Annotated in this window: 11 protein-coding genes; 10 read left to right on the top strand and 1 reads right to left on the bottom strand. The window is 45.0% G+C overall.

Annotation, left to right across the window (positions count from 1 at the left end; translation table 11 throughout):
* Positions 1–432: 432 nt before the first annotated feature.
* Entirely contained in the window at positions 433–1,662 is a 1,230-nt protein-coding gene (locus L4C36_RS07375) for a DNA sulfur modification protein DndB (protein ID WP_428477152.1), read from the top strand.
* A 157-nt stretch (positions 1,663–1,819) separates the two neighbouring features.
* On the opposite strand, the gene L4C36_RS07370 is transcribed toward L4C36_RS07375, so the two are convergent.
* The gene (locus L4C36_RS07370) at positions 1,820–3,076 is read right to left on the bottom strand and encodes a hypothetical protein (protein WP_428477151.1); all 1,257 of its coding nucleotides are present in this window, start codon (positions 3,074–3,076) and stop codon (positions 1,820–1,822) included.
* A 375-nt stretch (positions 3,077–3,451) separates the two neighbouring features.
* On the opposite strand from L4C36_RS07370, the gene L4C36_RS07365 reads away from it, so the two are divergent.
* The 9 genes from L4C36_RS07365 (at position 3,452) to L4C36_RS07325 (ending at position 21,245) form a co-directional block, all read left to right on the top strand.
* Entirely contained in the window at positions 3,452–3,874 is a 423-nt protein-coding gene (locus L4C36_RS07365; protein ID WP_428477150.1) for a hypothetical protein, read from the top strand.
* A 914-nt stretch (positions 3,875–4,788) separates the two neighbouring features.
* Positions 4,789–5,220, top strand: coding sequence for a PTS sugar transporter subunit IIA (locus L4C36_RS07360; RefSeq protein WP_428477149.1), 432 nt, complete (start codon positions 4,789–4,791; stop codon positions 5,218–5,220).
* Positions 5,221–5,238: 18 nt separating this feature from the next.
* On the top strand, positions 5,239–6,624 hold the full coding sequence (locus L4C36_RS07355) for a PTS fructose transporter subunit IIBC (protein ID WP_428477148.1): 1,386 nt from the start codon (positions 5,239–5,241) through the stop codon (positions 6,622–6,624).
* A 367-nt stretch (positions 6,625–6,991) separates the two neighbouring features.
* Positions 6,992–7,165: a hypothetical protein gene (locus L4C36_RS07350; protein WP_428477147.1), complete on the top strand. Its 174-nt coding sequence runs from the start codon at positions 6,992–6,994 to the stop codon at positions 7,163–7,165.
* 130 nt (positions 7,166–7,295) lie between these two features.
* Entirely contained in the window at positions 7,296–9,752 is a 2,457-nt protein-coding gene (locus tag L4C36_RS07345) for a GH92 family glycosyl hydrolase (protein WP_428477146.1), read from the top strand.
* Between the two features lie 71 nt (positions 9,753–9,823).
* Entirely contained in the window at positions 9,824–12,304 is a 2,481-nt protein-coding gene (locus L4C36_RS07340; protein ID WP_428477145.1) for a GH92 family glycosyl hydrolase, read from the top strand.
* Positions 12,305–13,045: 741 nt separating this feature from the next.
* Positions 13,046–15,535 (top strand): GH92 family glycosyl hydrolase, encoded by a 2,490-nt coding sequence (locus tag L4C36_RS07335; protein ID WP_428477144.1) that lies wholly within the window; start codon positions 13,046–13,048, stop codon positions 15,533–15,535.
* Between the two features lie 69 nt (positions 15,536–15,604).
* Positions 15,605–18,340: a GH92 family glycosyl hydrolase gene (locus L4C36_RS07330; protein WP_428477143.1), complete on the top strand. Its 2,736-nt coding sequence runs from the start codon at positions 15,605–15,607 to the stop codon at positions 18,338–18,340.
* 64 nt (positions 18,341–18,404) lie between these two features.
* Positions 18,405–21,245 carry a GH92 family glycosyl hydrolase gene (locus L4C36_RS07325; protein ID WP_428477142.1) on the top strand — a complete coding sequence of 947 codons (2,841 nt, stop codon included), beginning with the start codon at positions 18,405–18,407 and terminating at the stop codon, positions 21,243–21,245.
* The last annotated feature ends 312 nt before the right edge of the window (positions 21,246–21,557 follow it).

The raw sequence follows: 21,557 nt of genomic DNA, 5'->3' as shown, positions 1-21,557 counted from the left end.
AGATGGCTGAGTGGTTTAAAGCACCGGTCTTGAAAACCGGCGTGGGTTTATAGCCCACCTAGGGTTCAAATCCCTATCTCTCCGCCACATTCAAAAAAGCCGCTGAGCAATCAGCGGCTTTTTTACGTCTGTCATTTGTGGAATGACGGGATTTTGTAAATCCCTACTCGCGTCTGTTCCCTGCATTTCTTCCCCCCCCCTCCTCATTTTAGAAAGCAATTGAGTATGTGGCAACGCGACATAGATACTAAATAGATTCGATAATCAACTCGAAAATGAGTAGGAATCTTATTGCTGACTTATACTTTGACAGCTGTAGAATAGGTCATTAGCATTAAGTCTAATTTTAGTACCCGAAATCATATTATGAACAGTCAATCATTTAACTCAATCACATGGACTCGATTTCAGAGTGCCGACGAAGCCTATAGCGTGGCCAAACAGATTTCTGAAATGACAGATATGTTTATCATTGAAGCATTTCCTGGTAGGCAAGGGGGGCGCAATAGCGCTTCAACATCACTGACTATCAAAGAAATATTAAATTTAGTTGCATATCAGCCAGCTAAGAAAAACCAATATGGATTCATTGATAGTGATGGTATTAAAGAGCAGTATAATAGACCCGTTGACTCAAAGCATGTTGATAGCATCGTTGTTTATTTAAAACGAAACTTTAGAGAGCAGTATATTGTTCCTCCAATAACATTAGCATTGAGTGAAAAAATATCAGTAATCAGTTATCCATCGATTTCTGATAATAACAAAGAAAATTTTTTCTTATTAATGAATAGAAATAGGAAATCATTAATAATTATTGATGGCCAACATAGAATTCAAGCTTTTGATAAATGGATACATGAACTTGAAATGGATGATGATCATAAGACAAGAGATGACATTTTAGATCAAACCTTAACCGTCATGATTAACTTTGAATCTGACAGAAGATCTATACATCAAGATTTTGCTGACTGTGGAAAAACATTGGCATTGTCAAACTCAATCTTGTCAATCTATGATCAACGATTATCCTTTAATAAGGTGGTAGATTACTTCACTTATAATTGCGAGTTGTTTAATAAAGGATTAACCGACGGAAACTCAAAGTCTTTGGGTAGCGCCTCAAGAGCCTTCATAATTACGTCATCATTAAAAACTTATTTAAAGACGCTTGCTACTGGTAATCCATCTATGTCAACAAAAGCATTTGATGAATGGTGTGAGGCAAATTTTACTGATGAAAGTTTGGCTGAATTTGAGAAATTTGCATTAAATGTGACGGAAAAGCTGATTTTTAATATAGATATCCTCCATAAAATTTCAAAACTTGAAGAGCATTCTGAAGCGCGAGCAGTTATACCTAGTATTAGAAAACGTTATTTAATTGCTAATCCTGTAGGTCTTAACATTGCTGCAAAAATCATATATGATGTAAAGAATAGTGATGTTGAAAAAATAAATGAAGTCATTGAAGATTTAGGTAAGTTCGACTGGGGTAAAAATAATAAATTCTGGCATGATAATATTGTAACTCCTATTAAATTTTTCAATGAAAATAATAATGATTCTGAATGTCACTATAAATATTCAATATCTGCGAACAATGCTCCATTCAAAGTGGCTTACATGAAAATGAAGGAATATTTGGGGTTGGTTTAGATGTCATTTTATTTAATGTTTGGTTTTATTTTGTGTATAGGGGATTATTATTTTATGTAAGAGTAAGACCAACATATGTTGGTCTTAAAATTAAATATGATTGTGATTAAATATATGTCAGGATAAGTTATTTAAGAATAACCTGAACGTAATCTATTTAAGATGGATAGTTTTTTAATTTCTTAGTGGCAGAAATTATAGATAAATTTTCATACATTGAAACAAAAGCCGCTTCAGGTTGACCTGATATAATCATATTATCAACAATTGAATCATACTCTAAATTTCCAGAAGGCTTAAACAAAAGATTGGTGTTGTCATTGAAATGTCTATCAAACTCAAATTTAAATTTGTCTATCTCTCCATCCTCATACCTTTCCATGAACTTTATCACATGATCGATGAATTCTTTGGTTAACTCTTGGGCAAAAAAGTTAGTCAGGTTCATCCTACTGCCAGTGAACTTATATTTTTTCTTCTTTTTAGTTAAATATTTGGCGACACTGTCTGGAAAAACTTTCGCAATTATGTAACCAACATAATATGCTGTCCCATTTTTGAAATCTGGTTTTTCTGGATCGAATGATTTATTCATTAGACGCGAAATATGATATTGAAGTACGTTGTTTCTATTTGTAAATCGGTCTTGTGATTTTTTCATTTTTTCAAGATTTGCGTCAGTCTTTACTGCAGTATGGATTATTCGTTCATGCTGTGTCATTATTTTACCACTGCGAGCGAATGCTTCATCAATTTGCTTAAGTAAACGGCTGCTTGCTAATTCTTTTAGAAATTTTGTTAACATTAAAGCATTTAATTTTTGATGTACATTAGAGAATACTGATTGTGGCGGCATGCAATATCCAACTGAATAAAGCATGCAAATTGTCATAAAAGTATCAATATCCCAGGTCTTTGAATTATCACTTCTTATATAATCATAGTGACTCAACATATTGTAATCTGACTCTTTCATAAAAGGTAAAAGACCAGGTGCTACAGCAACCGTGATTTTTTTAAAATTTGGATTGCTATTTTTTATCTTTTGCTTTTGTTCTTTACTTAGTTGGTCGCTTCTTCCGAGATTTTCGTAACCTGAAGTAGTTTGGTTAATATAGTATCGTTTGCCAGATCTTTCGATACCAAGTGCTTCAAATGCTCCAGTAACATTTAATCTATACCCTTCATTGGTATTATATACCTCTAACCCAAGGCTGTAATCAAAATCATGACCTAAGTTTCTGTTTCGATTTATCTCATCTAGTACTCCTCGAATTTTTTCATTCGCGTTTTGATCTGACTTAGCCTCAGCAAATAGGCTTTTTAGGTAAGCAATATCATAATCATCAAACTTTAGATGAATATAAATCATTAACTTCCCAAGACTATCAAGAATTTTGCGAGCATATTCCATTTAAATTCCAATTTCACAATTATTGAATCTAGCCACTTGTTTTTTAATTTGAGCTGATTCAAATATCAATGTTTAGACGAGGCTGATTCATTAGTTTAGCCAATAGATATATTTTCAATGATTATGCAAGTCTTAACAGCACTGCGATTAATCAAATATGTTCATTAACCATCACGATAAAGTGACTGGTATTGCGTATTTTTGCGATGTCGTTGCTATTATTTACTATTCTGCGCAGAACATGCTGCGCAGAATAGTTCCGTTAACACTTTCTTGTCAATGCAAAAATCAACCAATCATGCCTGTTTTTCTTATGCTGTTGAAATTTAAGGGCTATTTAATGGTTCGAGATTGTCAGGTTTTGTTGATTACTTTATGCTGCTCTTTTTCGAGTTGTCGACAGGGAGCGTCAGAGCGACCCATGAATGGATGAGCATGGGATTGATGGTGGCTGTGGGTTGTCATGCCTACACCCACAAGAAAGTCTTTGTGAAATATTTTAGCCAGAAGCTAAGAATGCCGATGCTAGTGGGTTTGGTGGCAGGTGTAGGGCTGTTTGCCCTGTCTTATAATGACAACTACGCCGCCGGTGAAATGTTTGATGCAGCCGTTGATGCCAAGTTGGTGTCGGTCGCTGGCGTATTTGGTGTGACAGAGCAAGACGCACAAACGGCTTTAGAAGCCACAGGGTTGACGGTGAATACTGATCAGACGCTATCCGACATTGCTGAATACAATAATGCAGATGTGTACGATGTGATTGATGTACTGGTCGCAATGAAGCAATCATCTCACTAGGGTGTGTCCCTTAATTATTTGCACCATCGTTATAGGTCCAAAATTCGTGAAAGCAATCAAAATGACGATGAACATAGTGGTTCTATCTTCAAGCCATTTGGGGCAGATAACGCGGATTTTGGCCATAACCCTTCGGGCTGCGCTATTTTCTGCGCATGGCTGCCTTAAAAATTGCTTATTTGGCCCACCAAATCACACATTTTTTAAGTTGTCCTGCTTGAAAATAGCAGCAGCGATGGACGCAACATAATTGAGGGACACACCCTAATCTTGTTCGTCATGAAATGCCGATAAAAAAGCAGTAATAAAGGAGGCGTAATAACGCTTCCTTTTTGCATTTATTACACCATAAATATTATCTCCATTTATACATTACCGTTTATTTATCGCCTTCGATACATTGGATTTATATGCCAATTATAGGAGGTGAATGATTATAGCGATAAAGATCACATATTATGACGATGACGTTAGCTTGGTATACCGGGATCATTCTGTGATATGGGTTCTATTTTTCAAGTGAGTAACGAAGGGGGCTGCTTATAGGTAGACGGTAAAAAAACAATATGACAACAGAAAAAATAGGATTTTGGATGAATTGTTCAGCTTGCAGGGCTGGGTTATCCAGACGTTGCATGGCGCATTTTATGTGCTTCGCCTCTCATTTTTCTTATCTCCCAGTGTGATGGTTATTGTCTAACTTGTTGTTTTTATTTTACTTGTGTGTCGTTTTGTTTTTGTCCTTTGTCTTTGTTTACGTAATTGTCACTGCCGTCACACTTTGATTCCGTGGGTACAAAAATCCAGTAAATGGCGTAAATGTCAACTTACCAAGTCGTCGGTTAATCCATATGATTCGCTCATCAAATTCATAAAGATTGAATTAAGCAAAAAGTTTTATAAAGGGAAAGACCATGATCACGACACTAGTAAATACCAACTTGATTAAACTTAACTTAGAAGCAACAACCAAAGACGGTGTGTTTTCTGAGTTAGCTGAAATGCTATTTAAAAATAATCGCATCGATAATAAAGAAAACTTTTTAGCCGGTATTTATGCACGTGAAGAGCAGTGTGTCACTGCCGACATGGGCATTGCTTACCCGCACACGAAAAATGCTGCAGTTATTGAACCTGCAATCGCAGTAGGCGTGTCAAAAACAGCCATCGAATACGGTGCAGATGATGACCAGCCGACGGTATTTTTCATGATTGCATCACCAGAAAGCGGTGACCACCATATTTATGCACTACAAGCGCTATTTGAAAAGTTCGGTGACGATTTAATTGCCGACATGCAAAAAGCGACCACGGAACAACAAGTTTTAGACCTATTGACTAACTAATTTTTAGGATGACTTTTTATGTCAACGATGACTGCAACGCATAATCAAAGTGATTGGAAACAAACCCTCTCTAAACTAAAAGGACACTTGTTGTTCGGTACGTCTCACATGCTGCCTTTCGTGGTCGCGGGCGGTGTATTACTGGCTCTAGCGGTAATGGCAACCGGTAAAGGTGCGGTACCTGATACGGGTGTGCTTGCAGATATCTCGACGATTGCGATCAAAGGCCTTGTGCTTTTCCCAATCATTTTGGGTGGCTTCATTGGTTACTCTATCGCGGATAAACCTGCACTAGCGCCTGCGTTTATCGCTTCTGGCATCATGGCTGATTTGGGCGGTGGTTTCCTTGGCTGTATCGTCGCGGGTTTCATCGCGGGTGGTGTGGTACTTCAGCTTAAGAAGCTACCGATTCCTGCTCACCTAAGTGCACTGGGTGTGTACTTCATCTACCCACTGGTTGGTACTCTGGTTTCTGCTGGTATCGTGATGTGGGGCCTAGGTGCGGCTATCTCTTCTTTCATGGTGAACATGAATGAATTCCTAGCATCCATGGCGGGTTCGTCTAAAGCTGTGCTTGGTATGATTCTTGGTGGTATGACGGCGTTCGATATGGGCGGCCCAATCAACAAGGTAGCGACACTGTTTGCTCAAACGCAGGTAGATACACAGCCATGGCTAATGGGTGGCGTGGGTATCGCAATCTGTACACCACCACTGGGTATGGCGCTAGCAACCTTCCTATTCAAGAAGAAATTCTCGAAAGAAGAGCAAGAAGCCGGTAAAGCAGCAGCAATCATGGGTTCAATCGGTATCTCTGAAGGTGCTATCCCATTCGCAGCGAACGACCCAATGCGCGTACTTCCTTCAATCGTAGCGGGTGGTATCGTAGGTTGTGTATTCGGTTTCCTAACAGACGTGCTACTGCATGCACCTTGGGGCGGTCTAATCACTGCACCGGTATCTAGCAACATCCCAATGTACGTGGTAGGTATTGCACTAGGTTCTCTAACAACCGCACTGATTGTTGGCTTCTGGAAGCCAGTGGTTGAAGAAGACGAAACAGTAGCAGCACCTGTACAAGCGGCAGCAGCGCCAGTAGCTGGCGAAGGCGAGTACGATGTACTAGCAGTAACATGTTGTCCTTCAGGTGTGGCACACACTTTCATGGCGGCAAAAGCGCTAGAGAAAGCGGGTGTAGCAGCGGGTATCAAGATTAAAGTTGAAACACAAGGTTCAAATGGCCTAGTGAATAAGCTGACAGCAAAAGATGTGGCGAACGCGAAGTTCATCATCCTTGCTCACGATATCCCAGTGAAAGAATCAGAGCGTTTCGCCAACATTCGTCAAGTTGAATGTTCAACGAAAGAAGCAATGAAAAACGCAGCAACACTGATTAAAGCCTAAGTGTTCTTGCAATAAGTACAAATGAAATAATAGCTCACGCAATACATGGGGACCGTGAGGTCCCCATCCTTAAGATGGTTTCGTTATTCATATTCATGATGTGAATACCAAAGTTATCCAACGGGCCTGTTCACTTTCTCTTTTTATTCTTTTTTGAAGCAACGATTATTTTGCCCTGGTTAATTTTCCGTTCTTGCTGATACTTATCACTTGAAGCGATGCATACAAGTTATCGATAAACACGGTCATACCATAATGACAAAACGTTTACGACAACGGTAACAGGTGATGAAAATTAACAGCGCAAGATATTATCCGGCTAATTAATGGGGGACTCATCCTGTTAATAAAAAAGAGAACACACCCAATGACATCTCAACGGCATTATTTGTCTATTCCTGTCGATAGCAACGCTTTCACCCTTATCGGTCAACCCCTTTGCGAGCACCGTGTATTCTCTCGCAGTGCGTTGAAATACGATATCGAACTGCATTTTTTCATGGCGTCCACCTATTCAGATGTCATGGCGACCATGAAATAACGTATCAAATAAAAGATCCAATAAAACACGTAATAAAAATCCGTAATAAAAAATACAGACGGCGTTATATCCCTACCTCCCCCTTAATGGGAATAACGCTTTATAACCATAACTATTCGTGGACATAACAATGAATCTGAAAAGAACTCTTATTTCAACGGCGGTGATCGTCGCCATGCTCGGCCTTGCGGGTTGTAACAGCGATAATGACAGCAATGATAAAGTCGGTGTGGTGTTAGATACTTCACTGACGCAATACGTGAATCCTTTTATTGGTACGGGCGCTGACGGTCATACATTCCCAGGTGCGGTTGTCCCTTACGGTATGGTGCAATTGTCGCCAGATACTGAAATGGAAGGATGGGGCTCTGCAGCGGGCTACTTTGACCATGGCGTATTGACTGAAATCCCTGTCTATGGTTTCTCGCACACCCACTTATCAGGTACAGGGATCACCGATCTTGGCGACATTTTAGTCCTACCGTTTACCAAGAAAGAAAACGCTGTCTTTAATACCTTTGATAAAGCCAATGAAACGGCGCAAGCCGGTTACTATTCGGTGGCGTTAAACAAAGGCGAAATCAAAGCCGAGCTGACCACCACCCAGCGTGTGGGTTTCCACCGTTATACCTTCCAAGAAGGCACCACGCCGTTTATCAAGTTTGATTTAGACCACACCTTGAACAAAGGCCACTTCAATAACCGTACCATGGATGGCGATATCGAATTTATCGATGAATACACCATTCGCGGTATGCGTAGCTCAAACGGTTGGGCAAACAACCAACACGTGTATTTCTACGCGACCTTCAATCAACCTATCACGAAAGCGATTGCTTTGGTGGATGGTGTTGAAACCGATATCGACGTAAAGGATGACTTGATTGATGGCACCAAAACCATCGCTTACTTAGAATTCGCTCCGTCAGATCAGCCGATTGAAATTCAAGTGGGCTTGTCGCCAAACAGCACGGATGGCGCGAAGAAAAACTTAGCCGCAGAAACGGAAAATGTGAGCTTTGATACGGCACGCGCCAACGCAAACAAAGCATGGCATGAAGAGCTAGGCAAGATGCGCGTTTCGGGTGGCACCCAAGATCAAAAAGAGATCTTCTACACCGCGTTATACCATGCGTCTGTTGCGCCAATGATCTTCCAAGATGTGGATGGCACATACCCCGCCATGCGTACCCGTATTCAAAAAGACGCGGGCGACACACCTAACTATTCCGTGTATTCCATGTGGGATACCTTCCGCGCGGCGCACCCGCTGAAAACCATTATCGACCCAGAGCGTGCAGAAGAGTTTGCTAATGACTTGATCCGTAAATACCAAGACGGTGGCATTCTGCCGAAATGGGAACTGCACGGCCACTACACGGGCACCATGATCGGTTTCCCAGCGGTGTCTATTATTGCCGATGCGATGGCGAAAGGGTTGGATGTTGATCCGAACTTGGCCAAAGAAGCCGCTGAATTCACCGTGCGTTACCACGAGAAAGAAGCGTTCCCAGATTGGACCGAAGACAACAACATTGGCGCGGCGAACGTTGTTCAAGTGAAAGTGTATGAAGAGAATGGCTTTGTACACCATGGTTACTGGAACAGTGCGTCTTACACATTAGAGTTTGCCTATGGTGACTGGGCGATGGCCGAAATCGCACGCATGGCGGGTGACGTGAAACTGCAAGAAGAATTCATGGTACGCGCGGATAACTGGATGAACCACTGGGATGCGGAAACAGGCTTCTTGCGTCCGAAGAATCACCCAAATAGTTCATCACCGAACAAGCCACCATTGGAATTTAACAGCCCAGTGGACGAAAACCGTGTGAATGAATGTGTGACCGTCGRGTGGCCGGAAGGCTCTGGCGACATGAAAGAGCAATGTCCGTTGTTGCCGTTCGACCCGTATTACGTCGATGAATTTGCCTTTACCGAGGGCAATGCGTGGCAATGGAAGTTCCAGCCAATGCATGACTTCGCTCGTCTAAAACAAGAAATCTTTGAAGCGGATAAAGCGAAAGGCAAAGACACCACACCAGAGAAAGCCTTCCGTGAAGACTTGGATGAGTTGTTCAATGCGCGTTCTTCAAATACGGGCGAAGAGCTGCCTGACTTGACCGGTTATATCGGCCAATACATGCACGGTAACGAGCCGTCGCACCACATTCCTTACCTGTATGCATTGACGGATGAGCCTTGGAAAGCACAAGAGTACCTTGATCGTATCATGACGGAAATGTACACCAGCGAACCAACCGGTTTGATTGGTAACGAAGATGTTGGCCAGATGAGTGCGTGGTACTTGATGTCTGCGATGGGCTTCTATCAAGTGACTCCGGCTGATCCGGTTTACACCATTGGTCGTCCAATGTTTGATGAAATTGCCATTCCTGTGGAAGGCGGCGAGTTCAAAGTGATTGCGGATAACAATAGCCCGCACAATAAGTACGTTAAATCTGTGACCATCAATGGTCAGCCTTTGGGTGAGCATTTCACGTTTGCGCACAGCGAAATTAAAGCGGGCGGTACATTGCACTTCATCATGACAGGCGATAAGCAAGAAGCCCTGCAAGCGCAATAACGCCATCTCGTTTCATTTACGCAATTGAAAGGGGGAGTGTCGACTCCCCCTCATCAGGACAAGGACATTCCATGAATTTCTCAAAAAGCATGCTTACCACAGCGGTTATCGCCAGTTTAGTGGGTTTGGTTGGTTGCAACGATGATGATTCGACCAGCAAAACTCAGGTAGACACCACGAACCTGCAATATGTCGATCCGTTGATTGGTACCGGTTTTAACGGCCATACTTTCCCTGGCCCTGTTGTGCCTGAAGGCATGGTGCAATTGTCGCCAGATTCTGAATTGATCGGCTGGCATTCATCGTCAGGTTATCATTTCGATAAGAAAACCCTGTTTGGCTTCTCGCATACCCACCTGTCAGGCACTGGCATGGGCGGCTTAGGTGACATTTTGTTCCTGCCGTTTACCGAAAACAAAGCCAAATATATTGAAGAGACCGACGACTACCGCAAGGCGATTTCCGTCAAGATGGATAAAACCTCTGAAATTGCGGAAGCCGGTTACTACTCGGTAAAAATTGCAGAAAACGGCATCAAAGCCGAACTGACCGCATCTGAGCGTGTGGGTTTCCACCGTTATACTTACCCAGAAGGCCAACCACAGCGTTTGAAGATCGACTTAAACTCGATCCTCAATAGCGACTGGGGCGCGACTTCACTGCGCAACAAACTGACTGTCAGTGATGATGGTTACACCATCACCGGTGAGCGTGATGCGGCGCATTTCTCGGGTTGGGCGAAAAACCAAAAAATCTTCTTCTACGCGACATTCGATAAGAAAATTAAAGATGTGTATATCTTATCGAACGGTCAACCGGTTGATGGTCTAACCGCAGAACACGTTTCATCGTTGATTTATGATGACGAAGGCACGGCTATCAAACGCGTTAAAGCGGACGTCACTGCCTATGTGGAATTTGAAGACGGCGGTTCACAAACGCTGAATGCGCAAGTGGCGCTTTCTGCGGTGGATGCTGACGGTGCACAGAACAACCACGTGGCAGAAGCCGATATGTCGTTTGATACGGCACGCACGCAAGCGCGTGAGAAGTGGGCCAAAGCACTGAATTTCAGCATTGAAGGTGGCACGGACGATCAGAAAGAGATCTTCTACACCGCGCTTTATCACACCAAAATTGCCCCAATGGTGCATCAAGATGTGGACGGACGTTTTCGCGGCATGGGCAAAGGCTCAATCCGCAATGGTGAGGGAGAATACTCCATCGCGTATGGTCAGGCCACCGAAGCGCTTCCTAACTTCTCGGTTTACTCCTTGTGGGACACGCATAAAGCTCTGCACCCGTTGAAAACCATCACTGAACCGACACGTGCGGTGCAGTACGCGAAGAACTTGGTACAGAAATATACAGAAAGTGGGTTGCTGCCGAAGTGGGAACACTTAGGGGATGAAACCGGCACCATGGTGGGTTACCCCGCGGTGGCCGTGATTGCTGATGCGATCACCAAGTTCCCGGATGCCTTCACCCAAGCTGAAAAAGATTTGGCACTGAAAGCCGCGATTGATTCGTCGACGTATGATAACTACGCGACCTTGGAAACAGAGTGGGATAAGGGCGTGTTGGATCGCACCCTGACCAAGCACATCGACTACATAGAGAAGGAAGGATTTGCACCGGCGATTCAACGTGATGCTGATGGTGACCCGATCGATCCAGACTACACCATTGAGTCGGTGTCGTACGGCTTAGAAAATGCCTTCTATGACTGGGCAATTGCACAAATTGCCAAAGCCGCAGGGGATACCGATGCTGAAGCCACGTACTTGAAACGTTCGAAAGGTTACCAGAAGTACTTCGACAACAACCCAAGTGAATACGCTGACTACGGGGTGACGGGCTTTATGCGTCCGGTCATGATGGACGGCTCCTTTATGGCACCGTTTGACCCTTATGGTACCGCTCATGAAACCGGTAACTACACCGAAGGTAACGCGTGGCAGTGGACATGGTTTGTGCCCCACGATATCGCAGGCTTGAAAACCATCATGGGTGGCGAAGCGGCCTTCCAGAAAAACTTGGAAGCGACCTTTACCGCTGAAAGCCAAGGCACCGAAACGGCTGACATGTCAGGTTTGATTGGTCAGGTCGCCTTCGGTAACGAGCCATCACACCATATTCCTTACCTCTACAACTGGACGGCAGAGCCATGGAAGACTCAGGAAGTGGTTGACCATATTCTGGACGACATGTACTTCGCTGCCCCTGAAGGGGTGATCGGCAACGAAGACGTCGGTGCGATGTCTGCATGGTACGTGATGTCGGCACTGGGCTTCTATCAGGTGAATGCGGCGGATCCAACCTACACTGTGGGTCGTCCGTTGTTTGATAAAGCGGTGATCCCAGTCGATGGCGGTACCTTCACCATCACCACAGAGAACAATGCCGACAACAACATGTACATCAAATCCGTTACCATCAATGGCAAGGCGCTGGATGACGGCTTGTTCTTCAACCACACGGAATTTAAACCGGGTGGTGAGCTGAAGTTCGTGATGACAGGCGATAAAACACAAGCGATTGGCGCTGAGTAAATATCACGATAATGATTCAATGAACGAAAAGGCCTGAGTGATCAGGCCTTTTTTTTGCCTGTTATTTCTGATTGTTGATATGCGTGGTGATGCATTTGGTAGGGAGGCGTTTTTTAAGATGAATGGATATTTCAGTATGATCATTAAAAATGTAACAAATAATATCTGTGACATTGGTTCTAAATATTAAGTCGCGTGTGTTTTGGTGTGCTTATTAATTCAAAAAAATAAAGGTAATGAGTCATGCCTTGAAAGTATGAGTCTGAGTGAATAGTTAAGTTAATGGTACATTGTTATTTAGAACGTATGTCACATTTTTTATATCCTCCTCCTTTCAATAGCATGACTCGTTACCGTCTCTTTGTTGGTTTAAGTGCTTGATTTTAAATGTTTTGTTGCGGTTTTTTTGTGGTGAGTGATTGTTTCTAGTACGTAATTGTCACTGCCGTCACACTTTACTTTCATAGGTACAAAAATCCAGTAAATGCTGTAAATGTCAACTTACAAAGGTGGCGTTTAATTAATATTATTTCCTCATTAAATGAATGCATGTTGAATTAAGCAAAAGTGTTGTGATGGCATTTTTATATTTTACTGTGATTCATGGTTTGTCATTTTATAAATTGAACGTAGAAGCCACCGTAAATAGGGGAGTCGTTGTTACATTATGTGTGTAATGGCGAGGGGTTATCCTATGGGCAGTTTTACTTTCCCTTTAAAAATAGAATAAAAGGTATAGTAATGAAATTTGAACGTAATGTACTTTCACTTGCAGTATTTATCGGTATCGTCGGGTTAACGGGGTGTAATGACGAAACAACGCATATCACCAATATCACGCCAGAGACATCCATTCCGACGACACCGCTTGAGCCAAGCACACCTGTCACACCGGTTGAGGTGGATTTGTCATTGAACAAATTCGTCAATCCTATGATTGGTACCGCTGCAAGTGGGCATACATTCCCGGGGGCGGTAGTGCCAGCGGGTATGGTTCAGCTGTCTCCTGATACGTTCGTGGGTTCTAATATTGACCATGAATCTGGCCTAAACCCTTGGCACTCCGCGTCTGGGTACTGGGATTCTTCCGATTACGCTGAAAACGGCGTGATCGTGGATAAAGATGTGCCGATTTATGGTTTCTCACATACGCACTTGTCGGGCACAGGTGCGACCGATTTGGGCGATATCTTAGTGCTGCCATACAGCGACATGAAAGATACCCTGATTAACGCCTTTGATAAGTCTAACGAACACGCCAGTGTGGGTTATTACAAGACCACGCTGAATGAAGGCAACATTGATGTTGAGCTCACCACAACAAAACGTGTGGGCTTGCACCGTTATACGTTTGAAGAAGGCGCCGATCGTAATATCAAGTTTGATTTAGGCCACACGCTGCTGAACAACAACGGCGAAACACTCAAGACAAAAATCGAAATTCTGGATGACTACACCATTCGTGGCCGTAAAACCTCAACCGGTTGGTTCCAGGGGCAAGATCATCAGGGACAAGATATTTTCTTCTACGCCAAATTTAATGAGCCAGTGGCGAAGGCGCTATTAGGCAAAGGGGAAGATGCACCGACGGATACAGAAATGCGTCACAACGCCGTGTACCAAGGTGATGACCTTACCGCGTATTTGAACTTTGGTGCGGGTGATAAAGCCATTGAAGTTCGCGTCGCGATTTCACCAGTGAACTGGCATGGCGCACAGAAAAACCTTGAAGCCGAAGCGATGACGTATGACTTTGCCAAAGTCAAAGAAAGCGCCGAATTCGCATGGGCAGAAAAACTGTCGAAAGTGAAAGTGGAAGGCGGCACCGACGCAGAAAAGACCAACTTCTACACCGGCTTGTATCACATGATGATCGCGCCAATTGAGTTCTATGATGTCGATGGCAAGTACGTCGATATGCTAGGCACCACGCGTACACTTGAGAAAGGCGACACGCCGAACTACTCGATTTACTCAACATGGGATACGTTCCGTGCCGTACACCCGCTGTGGACCATCATCGATCCGAAACAAGCGACGTTGTACGTTAACGACTTGATCCGTAAGTCCAATGATGAATTTGGCATGCTGCCTAAGTGGGAAGGCCACGGGTCTGAAACGGGTACCATGATCGGCTACCCATCAACGGCAATTCTGGGTGATGCCGTGACAAAAGGGCTGGTGGATGCACAAACGGCACTGGATGCCTCTGTGAAATCGGCTCGCTACCGTCCACATGATTTCCCACAAATTAACGATGGGATCTTAGGCTCATTGATGGCCGGTCAGTTAAATTACCACGTCAATGAACAATGTGTACGTGTACCTAACTGGAACTCAGTGTCTTACTCGTTGGAGTTCTCGTTCTATGACTGGACTATCGCCGAAATGGCGAAGGCGGCCGGTGATACGCACACCTATGAAGAATTTAAAGCGCGTTCTTATAACTCGCTGACGCATTGGGATGCAGAATCAGGCTTCTTCGTACCGACGGTACAAGTGGGCGACAACAAGTGTGCGCCATTAGCGGGTACTGACACATCGTGGGCCAATGATATTTACCCAACAGGCAACTTTGACCCGTATGTTGCTAACCCTTACGCCTTTACCGAAGGCAATGCGTGGCAGTGGCAGTGGTCATTCATGCAAGATTTGGACAAGCTGACGGAGATCATGGGTGGCACCAATGGCCTGAATGAAAAGTTGAATAACTTGTTTACGGCGAATTCAGACGAGGGTGACCAACACCAGGATATGACGGGCTACATTGGCCAATATATTCACGGTAACGAGCCGTCACACCATGTGATTTACTTGTACCAGCGCACCGAAGAATCGTACAAGACACAAGAATACTTGGATCAGGTTTACAAGGAATTCTATACACCAACACCAGACGGTATTATCGGTAATGAAGATGTGGGTCAGATGTCAGCGTGGTACATCATGTCAGTATTGGGCTTCTATCAGATTTCACCGACTGATCCAACGTACACGATTGGCCGTCCTATTTTCAATAAAGCAACAGTTCACATTGGCTCTGGTTTATTTACGGTGATTGCAGAAAATAACAGCCCTGAAAACATGTATGTGAAGTCAGTGACCATTAATAATAAGCCTCTGAACACGTTCAATACCTTTGAACATGAAGAATTCAAGGCCGGTGGTGAATTGCGCTTCGTGATGACGGGTGATAAAACGCAGGCAATGAAAGCCAACCTAGCTAAATAAACATCATCATCTCAATAAAGGGGCGAACGCCCCTTTATATTGACGCTTAAATTCATAGAGAACATCAACATGACATTTAAACAAAATGCATTGTCTATTGCTGTGCTATTGGGCATGGTTGCTTTAACCGGTTGTAATAGTGATTCATCCAATAATACGGATGGCAATATATTAGATCCGGGTCTTTCTGCGAATACAGTATTGAAATATGTCGATACGTTAATCGGAACGAAAGGTCTAGGAAATGTTAACCCGTCACCGGTGATGCCGGAAGGCATGATTCAGCCATCACCGGATAACTATGATCCGAATGGCTGGAATGGCAAAGGTTCACCATCAGAATATGATCCATCGAATACATACCTGTCTGGTTTCACGATGACGCATATTTCAGGTGCAGGTAAAGGCGATTTGAATGATTTCGCTTTCCTACCGTATTCTGAATTTAATACTGATGCGCCAACCATGAACAAAGAAACAGAAACGGCGGAAGTCGGTTATTATTCTGTTGAATTGATTGAGACTGGCGTTAAAGCCGAATTGACCGCAACGGATCGCGTCGCGTTCCAACGTTTCACGTTTAATAAAGGCGGCGATCGTAAAGTTCGTATTGATTTACAGCATGAGCTATTAGAACAATACGGCAACCACTCACGTAATATTTATTATAAGCGTATTAATGATACCACCGTAGTGGGTGCGCGTACCTCGAATGAATGGGGACAGTGGCAAACCGTCTTCTTCGTCGCTGAATTCTCTGCGCCGATTGTGGAAGAAAACCTCTACGCCAAGCTGGCGTCTGAAAGCCAATTATCACCGGTTGATGCCACTGAAGTTGGTCTCGCCGACTACCGTGGTTACGCTGAACATAAGCAAATGCCGGGTGAGCCCGCGCCAGAAGCTGATCGTTTAGCCAAGCGTGCCAACGATGTCATGACCCACTTGAACTTTGGTGCAGGCACCGATCCAATTACCGTGAAAGTGGCCATTTCTGGTACCAGCGTGGAAGGGGCAATCAACAACCTCGACGCCGATACCAATGACTTTGACTTTGATGCGGTGGTGGCGAAAAACCGCAACGCGTGGATCGATGTACTGGGTGAGTTTGAACTGGAAGGCGGAAAAATCGCGGACAAGACCATGTTCTATACCTCGCTTTACCGCACCTTTGTCGCGCCTTTTGTCTACCAAGATGTCGACGGTAAATACCGGGGCATGGATGGCAAAGTGCATCAGGCAGAAGACGGTTTCACCAACCTGTCTGTGTACTCGATGTGGGATACGTTCCGTGCGTCTCACCCGCTGAAAACCATCATCGATAAAGACCGTTCAATTGATTACGCCCGCGATTTGATCAACAAATTCAAAACGGGCGGGGTCCTGCCTAAGTGGGAACTGCACTCGGATTACACCGGTGAAATGGTCGGCTACCCGGCGGTGTCGGTGATTGCGGATATCATGGTGAAACACCCAGAAGCCTTCACCCAAGCAGACTTTGAACTGGCCTTGCAAGCGGCGGATGTGTCTGCAAACTTTGATGAATCTATCACCGAAAGCTGGGTGCCTTACAAAGATGCATGGAGCGGGGATAAACGCTTTACGGTCATGACGCGTCACGGGCAATACGCAGAAGAATTAGGCTACGTACCGGCCAACGTGAAATGGAGCGCAGGCGAGGGCAATAAGCCCGCGTATGTCGAAGGCTTAAAGCAAGATAAGTACGATGAACTGGTCAATGAATCGGTCGCGTACGGGCTTGAAAATGCCTACTACGACTGGACCATTGCTCAAATCGCTAAACTGGCGGGCAATGACGCCATGTTCGCGCGTTACATGAAGCGTTCTGAAACCTTCAAAGCCTACTTTGACTACAACCCTGAATACTACGGCAAAATGCTGGGTAAGAATAAAGAAAGCCTAGGGGCGACTGGCTTCATGCGTCCGTTATATCAAGTGTCGGGTTCTACCGAGCCAGAGTTTGCCAATAACCTGAGCCGCGAATGTCTGGATGACAATCTGGCACTGGCGATCCCTGATGGCAAAGATTACAACTGGTGTAAAGAACGCAAAAACCTCGTACAAGGCGACAGCTTCTGGCCTTACCGTGCCGAGCACCGTGGGGAAGACTTTACCGAAGGCAACCCGTGGCAGTGGACGTGGTTTGCGCCTCAAAACTTGAATGGCCTTGCGAATGTCATGGCTGGAGAAGTGATTGAACGTGCAGACTACAGCTTGCCAGAAGCGGTTTCTGAGCAGGGCAAAGCGGCGTTCTTGGCGAACCTGAATGCCTTGTTTAACGCGGATTCAAACGCTGATACCACGCAATCGCACGACATGTCTGGGTTCATCGGCCAATTTGTCATGGGTAACGAGCCGGATCACCACGTGCCTTACCTGTACAACTGGACGGCTGAGCCGTGGAAAACGCAAGAAGTTGTGAACCAAGCGATGAACGACTTTTACCACCCAACGCATGAAGGCTTGATCGGTAATGAAGACGTAGGCCAGATGTCAGCGTGGTACATCATGTCAGCGCTTGGTTTCTATCAAGTCACGCCGGGTGACCCGACGTACACCATTGGTCGCCCAATCTTTGATAAAGCGGTGATCCCAGTGGGGGATAATGGTTCATTCACCATTACGTCGACGAATAACTCTGAAGAAAATATTTACGTTAAAAACGCGACGATTAACGGTAAACCGCTAGGGGCGAATTTATCTTTCCATCATCGTGATTTAAAAGACGGCGGTGTGCTTCATTTTGAAATGACGAATGATAAACACCAAGCGTTAAAAGCGAATTAATTGACACAGTAATAGTTAAGGGGGACTCGCTCCCCCTCCTTTTTATCGACAAGAAAGGCATAACATGGAATTTAAACAGAATATATTATCCATCGCTGTATTCATGGGATTGGTGGGTTTAACGGGCTGTAATGATGAAACGATTAATTATAATGGTGACATCGATGTTGCACCGCCAACAGTAAGCCCAGAGACGGGTAAACCTGTGTGTCCGCCAACGGGTGACGAAGAGTGTGACGATAAGCCAAGCACCGAAAAGCCGGTCATTGATATGGGTGTACACACACCGGTTGAATTTTCCGATATGGATTTAACGCGTCACGTTAATCCTTTTATTGGTACTGGTAACCTCGGCAATAACTACCCAGGTGCGACAACGCCACACGGTATGGTGCAATTGTCACCGAATAACGGCGCTAACGGTTGGGAATATATTTCTGGTTATTATTACCATGATGCACGCACGTCTGGTTTCTCGCACACCCATTTATCCGGTGCTGGCGCGGGCGACTTGAACGATATTTTGGTGATGCCAATCAACAGCCGTTCTAATTATATGCTCAATGAAGGTTCGGCCACTCTGAACCTTGAAGCGTCACGCTTCCAACATAAAGATGAACAAGCCACGGCAGGTTATTATAAAGTTGATTTGATTGACTACGATATTACCGCTGAATTGACGGCTTCTGATCGTGTGGGTGTTCACCGTTATACCTTCCCGCGTGATAATAAATCGGAAATCATCGTAAACACCGGCTTTAAGATCAACTGGGACTACACGTCAGATTCTTACCTGAAATGGGATAAAGAGAATAACCGTTTGGAAGGTCACCGTTTCTCTGACGGTTGGGCGGCGAACCAGAAAGAATTCTTCGTGATGGAATTCGACCAGCCAATCAAAAACATCCGTTTTGCTTATTATGACAAAGACGGTAAACAGTATACCGATGCGCCTGCTGGCACGCTGGAAATCGGTGGCGAAACGCTGGGTAAATACCAATACGCCCGTGCTTACGTCGAGTTTGATACGGCAAAAGCGGGGCTGACCGTTGAAGCGAAACTGGCACTGTCAAACGTTGAAATTGGTAAAGACGGTAAAACCGGCGCATCACTGAATATGAGTGAAGTGGCGGGCAAAAACTTTGATGAAGTGCGTCAAGCGGCCACCAAGTTGTGGGAGAACGAGCTAGGTAAAATCCGTGTAGAAGGGGATGCTGACTATAAGCAAACTTTCTATACCGCACTGTACCGTTCGTACTCGGGTCAAACCATGTTGTCTGACCTTGATGGCCGTTACCGCCAGACACACCAAGGCCGTAACGCCTACCCAGATGGGAATACCCCATGGGGTGACAAGATCGACACGCTAAAAGAGTCGATTCGTACGGCCGATGCCAACAAAGACGGTAAAGCCGATTACACCCGTTACGATACGTTCTCACTGTGGGATACTTACCGTGCGGTTCAGCCGTTAGCCTCTATCACCGAGCCAGCGCGTATTGCTGACATGGTACTGTCGATGCTCTCTTATGCAGAAGAAGAGTGGACGAACGACAAGGGCGAAATCAAGCGCGGCCGTTTACCTGAATGGACCTTCAAAGGTAACGAAACGGGCATGATGATGGGGATGCACTCGACGCCAATCATTTATGACGCCCTGTCGAAAGGTTACCTCGATACCCGTATGATCGACTTAGGCTTCTCTGATGCAGAGCGTCAAGACGTGAAAGTGCGTCTGGTGAACGCAATGATCACTGATGCCCGTGCCGTATCGAGCCAAGGTGTCGCATGGATTAAGGAATATGAAGAACAAGGCTACGTACCTGCGCAATTGCATGATACACCGCCTGACTCATACGGCGGCCACTCACCGTTCAAAGATTCATGGACCGCGTCTTACTCGTTAGAGTATTCCATGAATGACTGGAACATCGCGAAATCCATTGCCCTTGTGATGGGTGAAGATGCGCCAGAATACAAAGAGTTCGCAGACCGTTCGAATAACTGGCAAGCCCAGTTCGACTTTGGTGGCTCGAAGTACCAAGGTTGGTTTAAAGCGCGTGATTACAGCGGCGAATTCATTGATGCAGGCTGGGTTGATCCAGTCACAGGTAACGCAGTCGGTAAAGACTGGCGACCAGACATGTTCAACTGGGCGTTCTCTGAATCCAACGGTTGGCAGTACTCGTTCAGCGTACAGCATGACATCACCGGTCTGGTGGACTTGATGACGGAGTTTGAACAGTCAACGCTAGGAGAAGATGAAGTGGCTGAACGCGGTGCCTTGTTTGCGGCGCGTTTGGATGAGTACTTCAGCACGTACCCAGACCGTAACGCCGGTGATAACCAGTTCCCTGTCTTTAATACCGGTAACCTAGGTCAGCATGTTCAAGGTAATGAACCCGATATCCATGTGCCTTACCTGTACAACTACGTAGCACAACCATGGAAAACTCAAGCGGCAGTCACAGCTGCAACGAATGTGTGCTACGACAACACTGCTGACGGCATCTGTGGTAACGATGACTTCGGTACCTTGTCATCATGGTTCGTGTTCCGTGCGCTCGGTTTCTTCCCAGTGAACTCCTCGTCGGGCGTTTACGAAATCGGTACGCCTATGTTTGAAACGGCCTCTATCGCCGTAGAGAACAACCAGCGATTCACTGTGAAAGCGAAGAACGTGAGCCGTGAAAATATCTTTATTCAATCAGCCTTGCTGAATGGCAAAGATTTCAATCGCACGTACCTGACGCATGCTGAAATCATGCAGGGTGGCGACATTGAATTCTTGATGGGTGATAAGCCAAACCATCGTTGGGGTGCCAACATGGATACGGATACACCACCTGATTTGGGTATCGGTGAGTTCCTACACACGGATGCACTGCCTGCGGGTTCACGTTAATCACGCTGTGCTAGTCTCAATATATTGCTAATTCAAATAGCAATTGAAACGATAGCCTCTACGTTCCCCCGTAGAGGCTTTTTTTGTATTTGTATTTGTATGTGTATGTAGGAAGGTTAGGTTGAACCGAGTGGGGGCGGAGTCAATCAAGAAAAAAATCAGGCATTCGGGATGAGAAGAGAGGCGGCACGGTGTGGCGGGTAACAGCAGGGAGAGGTAAATGAAACGGTTGTTCGTCGTTGCGTACATTTTAACGAGATGTAGCGCGCAAGTGGTTGATGTGCGCGGTGTAGAACATTTACCTTGCGATAA

The organism is Photobacterium japonica (assembly GCF_050337005.1).
Classification (GTDB): Bacteria; Pseudomonadota; Gammaproteobacteria; order Enterobacterales; family Vibrionaceae; genus Photobacterium; species Photobacterium japonica.
The sequence above is the reverse complement of the archived record's forward strand: the minus strand, read 5'-3'. Positions and strand labels throughout refer to the sequence as shown.

What these genes read in the sequence shown, in the direction of transcription:
- L4C36_RS07370 (WP_428477151.1), bottom strand. Translation starts at nt 3,076, where the DNA reads ATGGAATATGCTCGCAAAATTCTTGATAGTCTTGGGAAGTTAATGATT.
- L4C36_RS07365 (WP_428477150.1), top strand. Translation starts at nt 3,452, where the DNA reads ATGCTGCTCTTTTTCGAGTTGTCGACAGGGAGCGTCAGAGCGACCCAT.
- L4C36_RS07360 (WP_428477149.1), top strand. Translation starts at nt 4,789, where the DNA reads ATGATCACGACACTAGTAAATACCAACTTGATTAAACTTAACTTAGAA.
- L4C36_RS07355 (WP_428477148.1), top strand. Translation starts at nt 5,239, where the DNA reads ATGTCAACGATGACTGCAACGCATAATCAAAGTGATTGGAAACAAACC.
- L4C36_RS07350 (WP_428477147.1), top strand. Translation starts at nt 6,992, where the DNA reads ATGACATCTCAACGGCATTATTTGTCTATTCCTGTCGATAGCAACGCT.
- L4C36_RS07340 (WP_428477145.1), top strand. Translation starts at nt 9,824, where the DNA reads ATGAATTTCTCAAAAAGCATGCTTACCACAGCGGTTATCGCCAGTTTA.
- L4C36_RS07335 (WP_428477144.1), top strand. Translation starts at nt 13,046, where the DNA reads ATGAAATTTGAACGTAATGTACTTTCACTTGCAGTATTTATCGGTATC.
- L4C36_RS07330 (WP_428477143.1), top strand. Translation starts at nt 15,605, where the DNA reads ATGACATTTAAACAAAATGCATTGTCTATTGCTGTGCTATTGGGCATG.
- L4C36_RS07325 (WP_428477142.1), top strand. Translation starts at nt 18,405, where the DNA reads ATGGAATTTAAACAGAATATATTATCCATCGCTGTATTCATGGGATTG.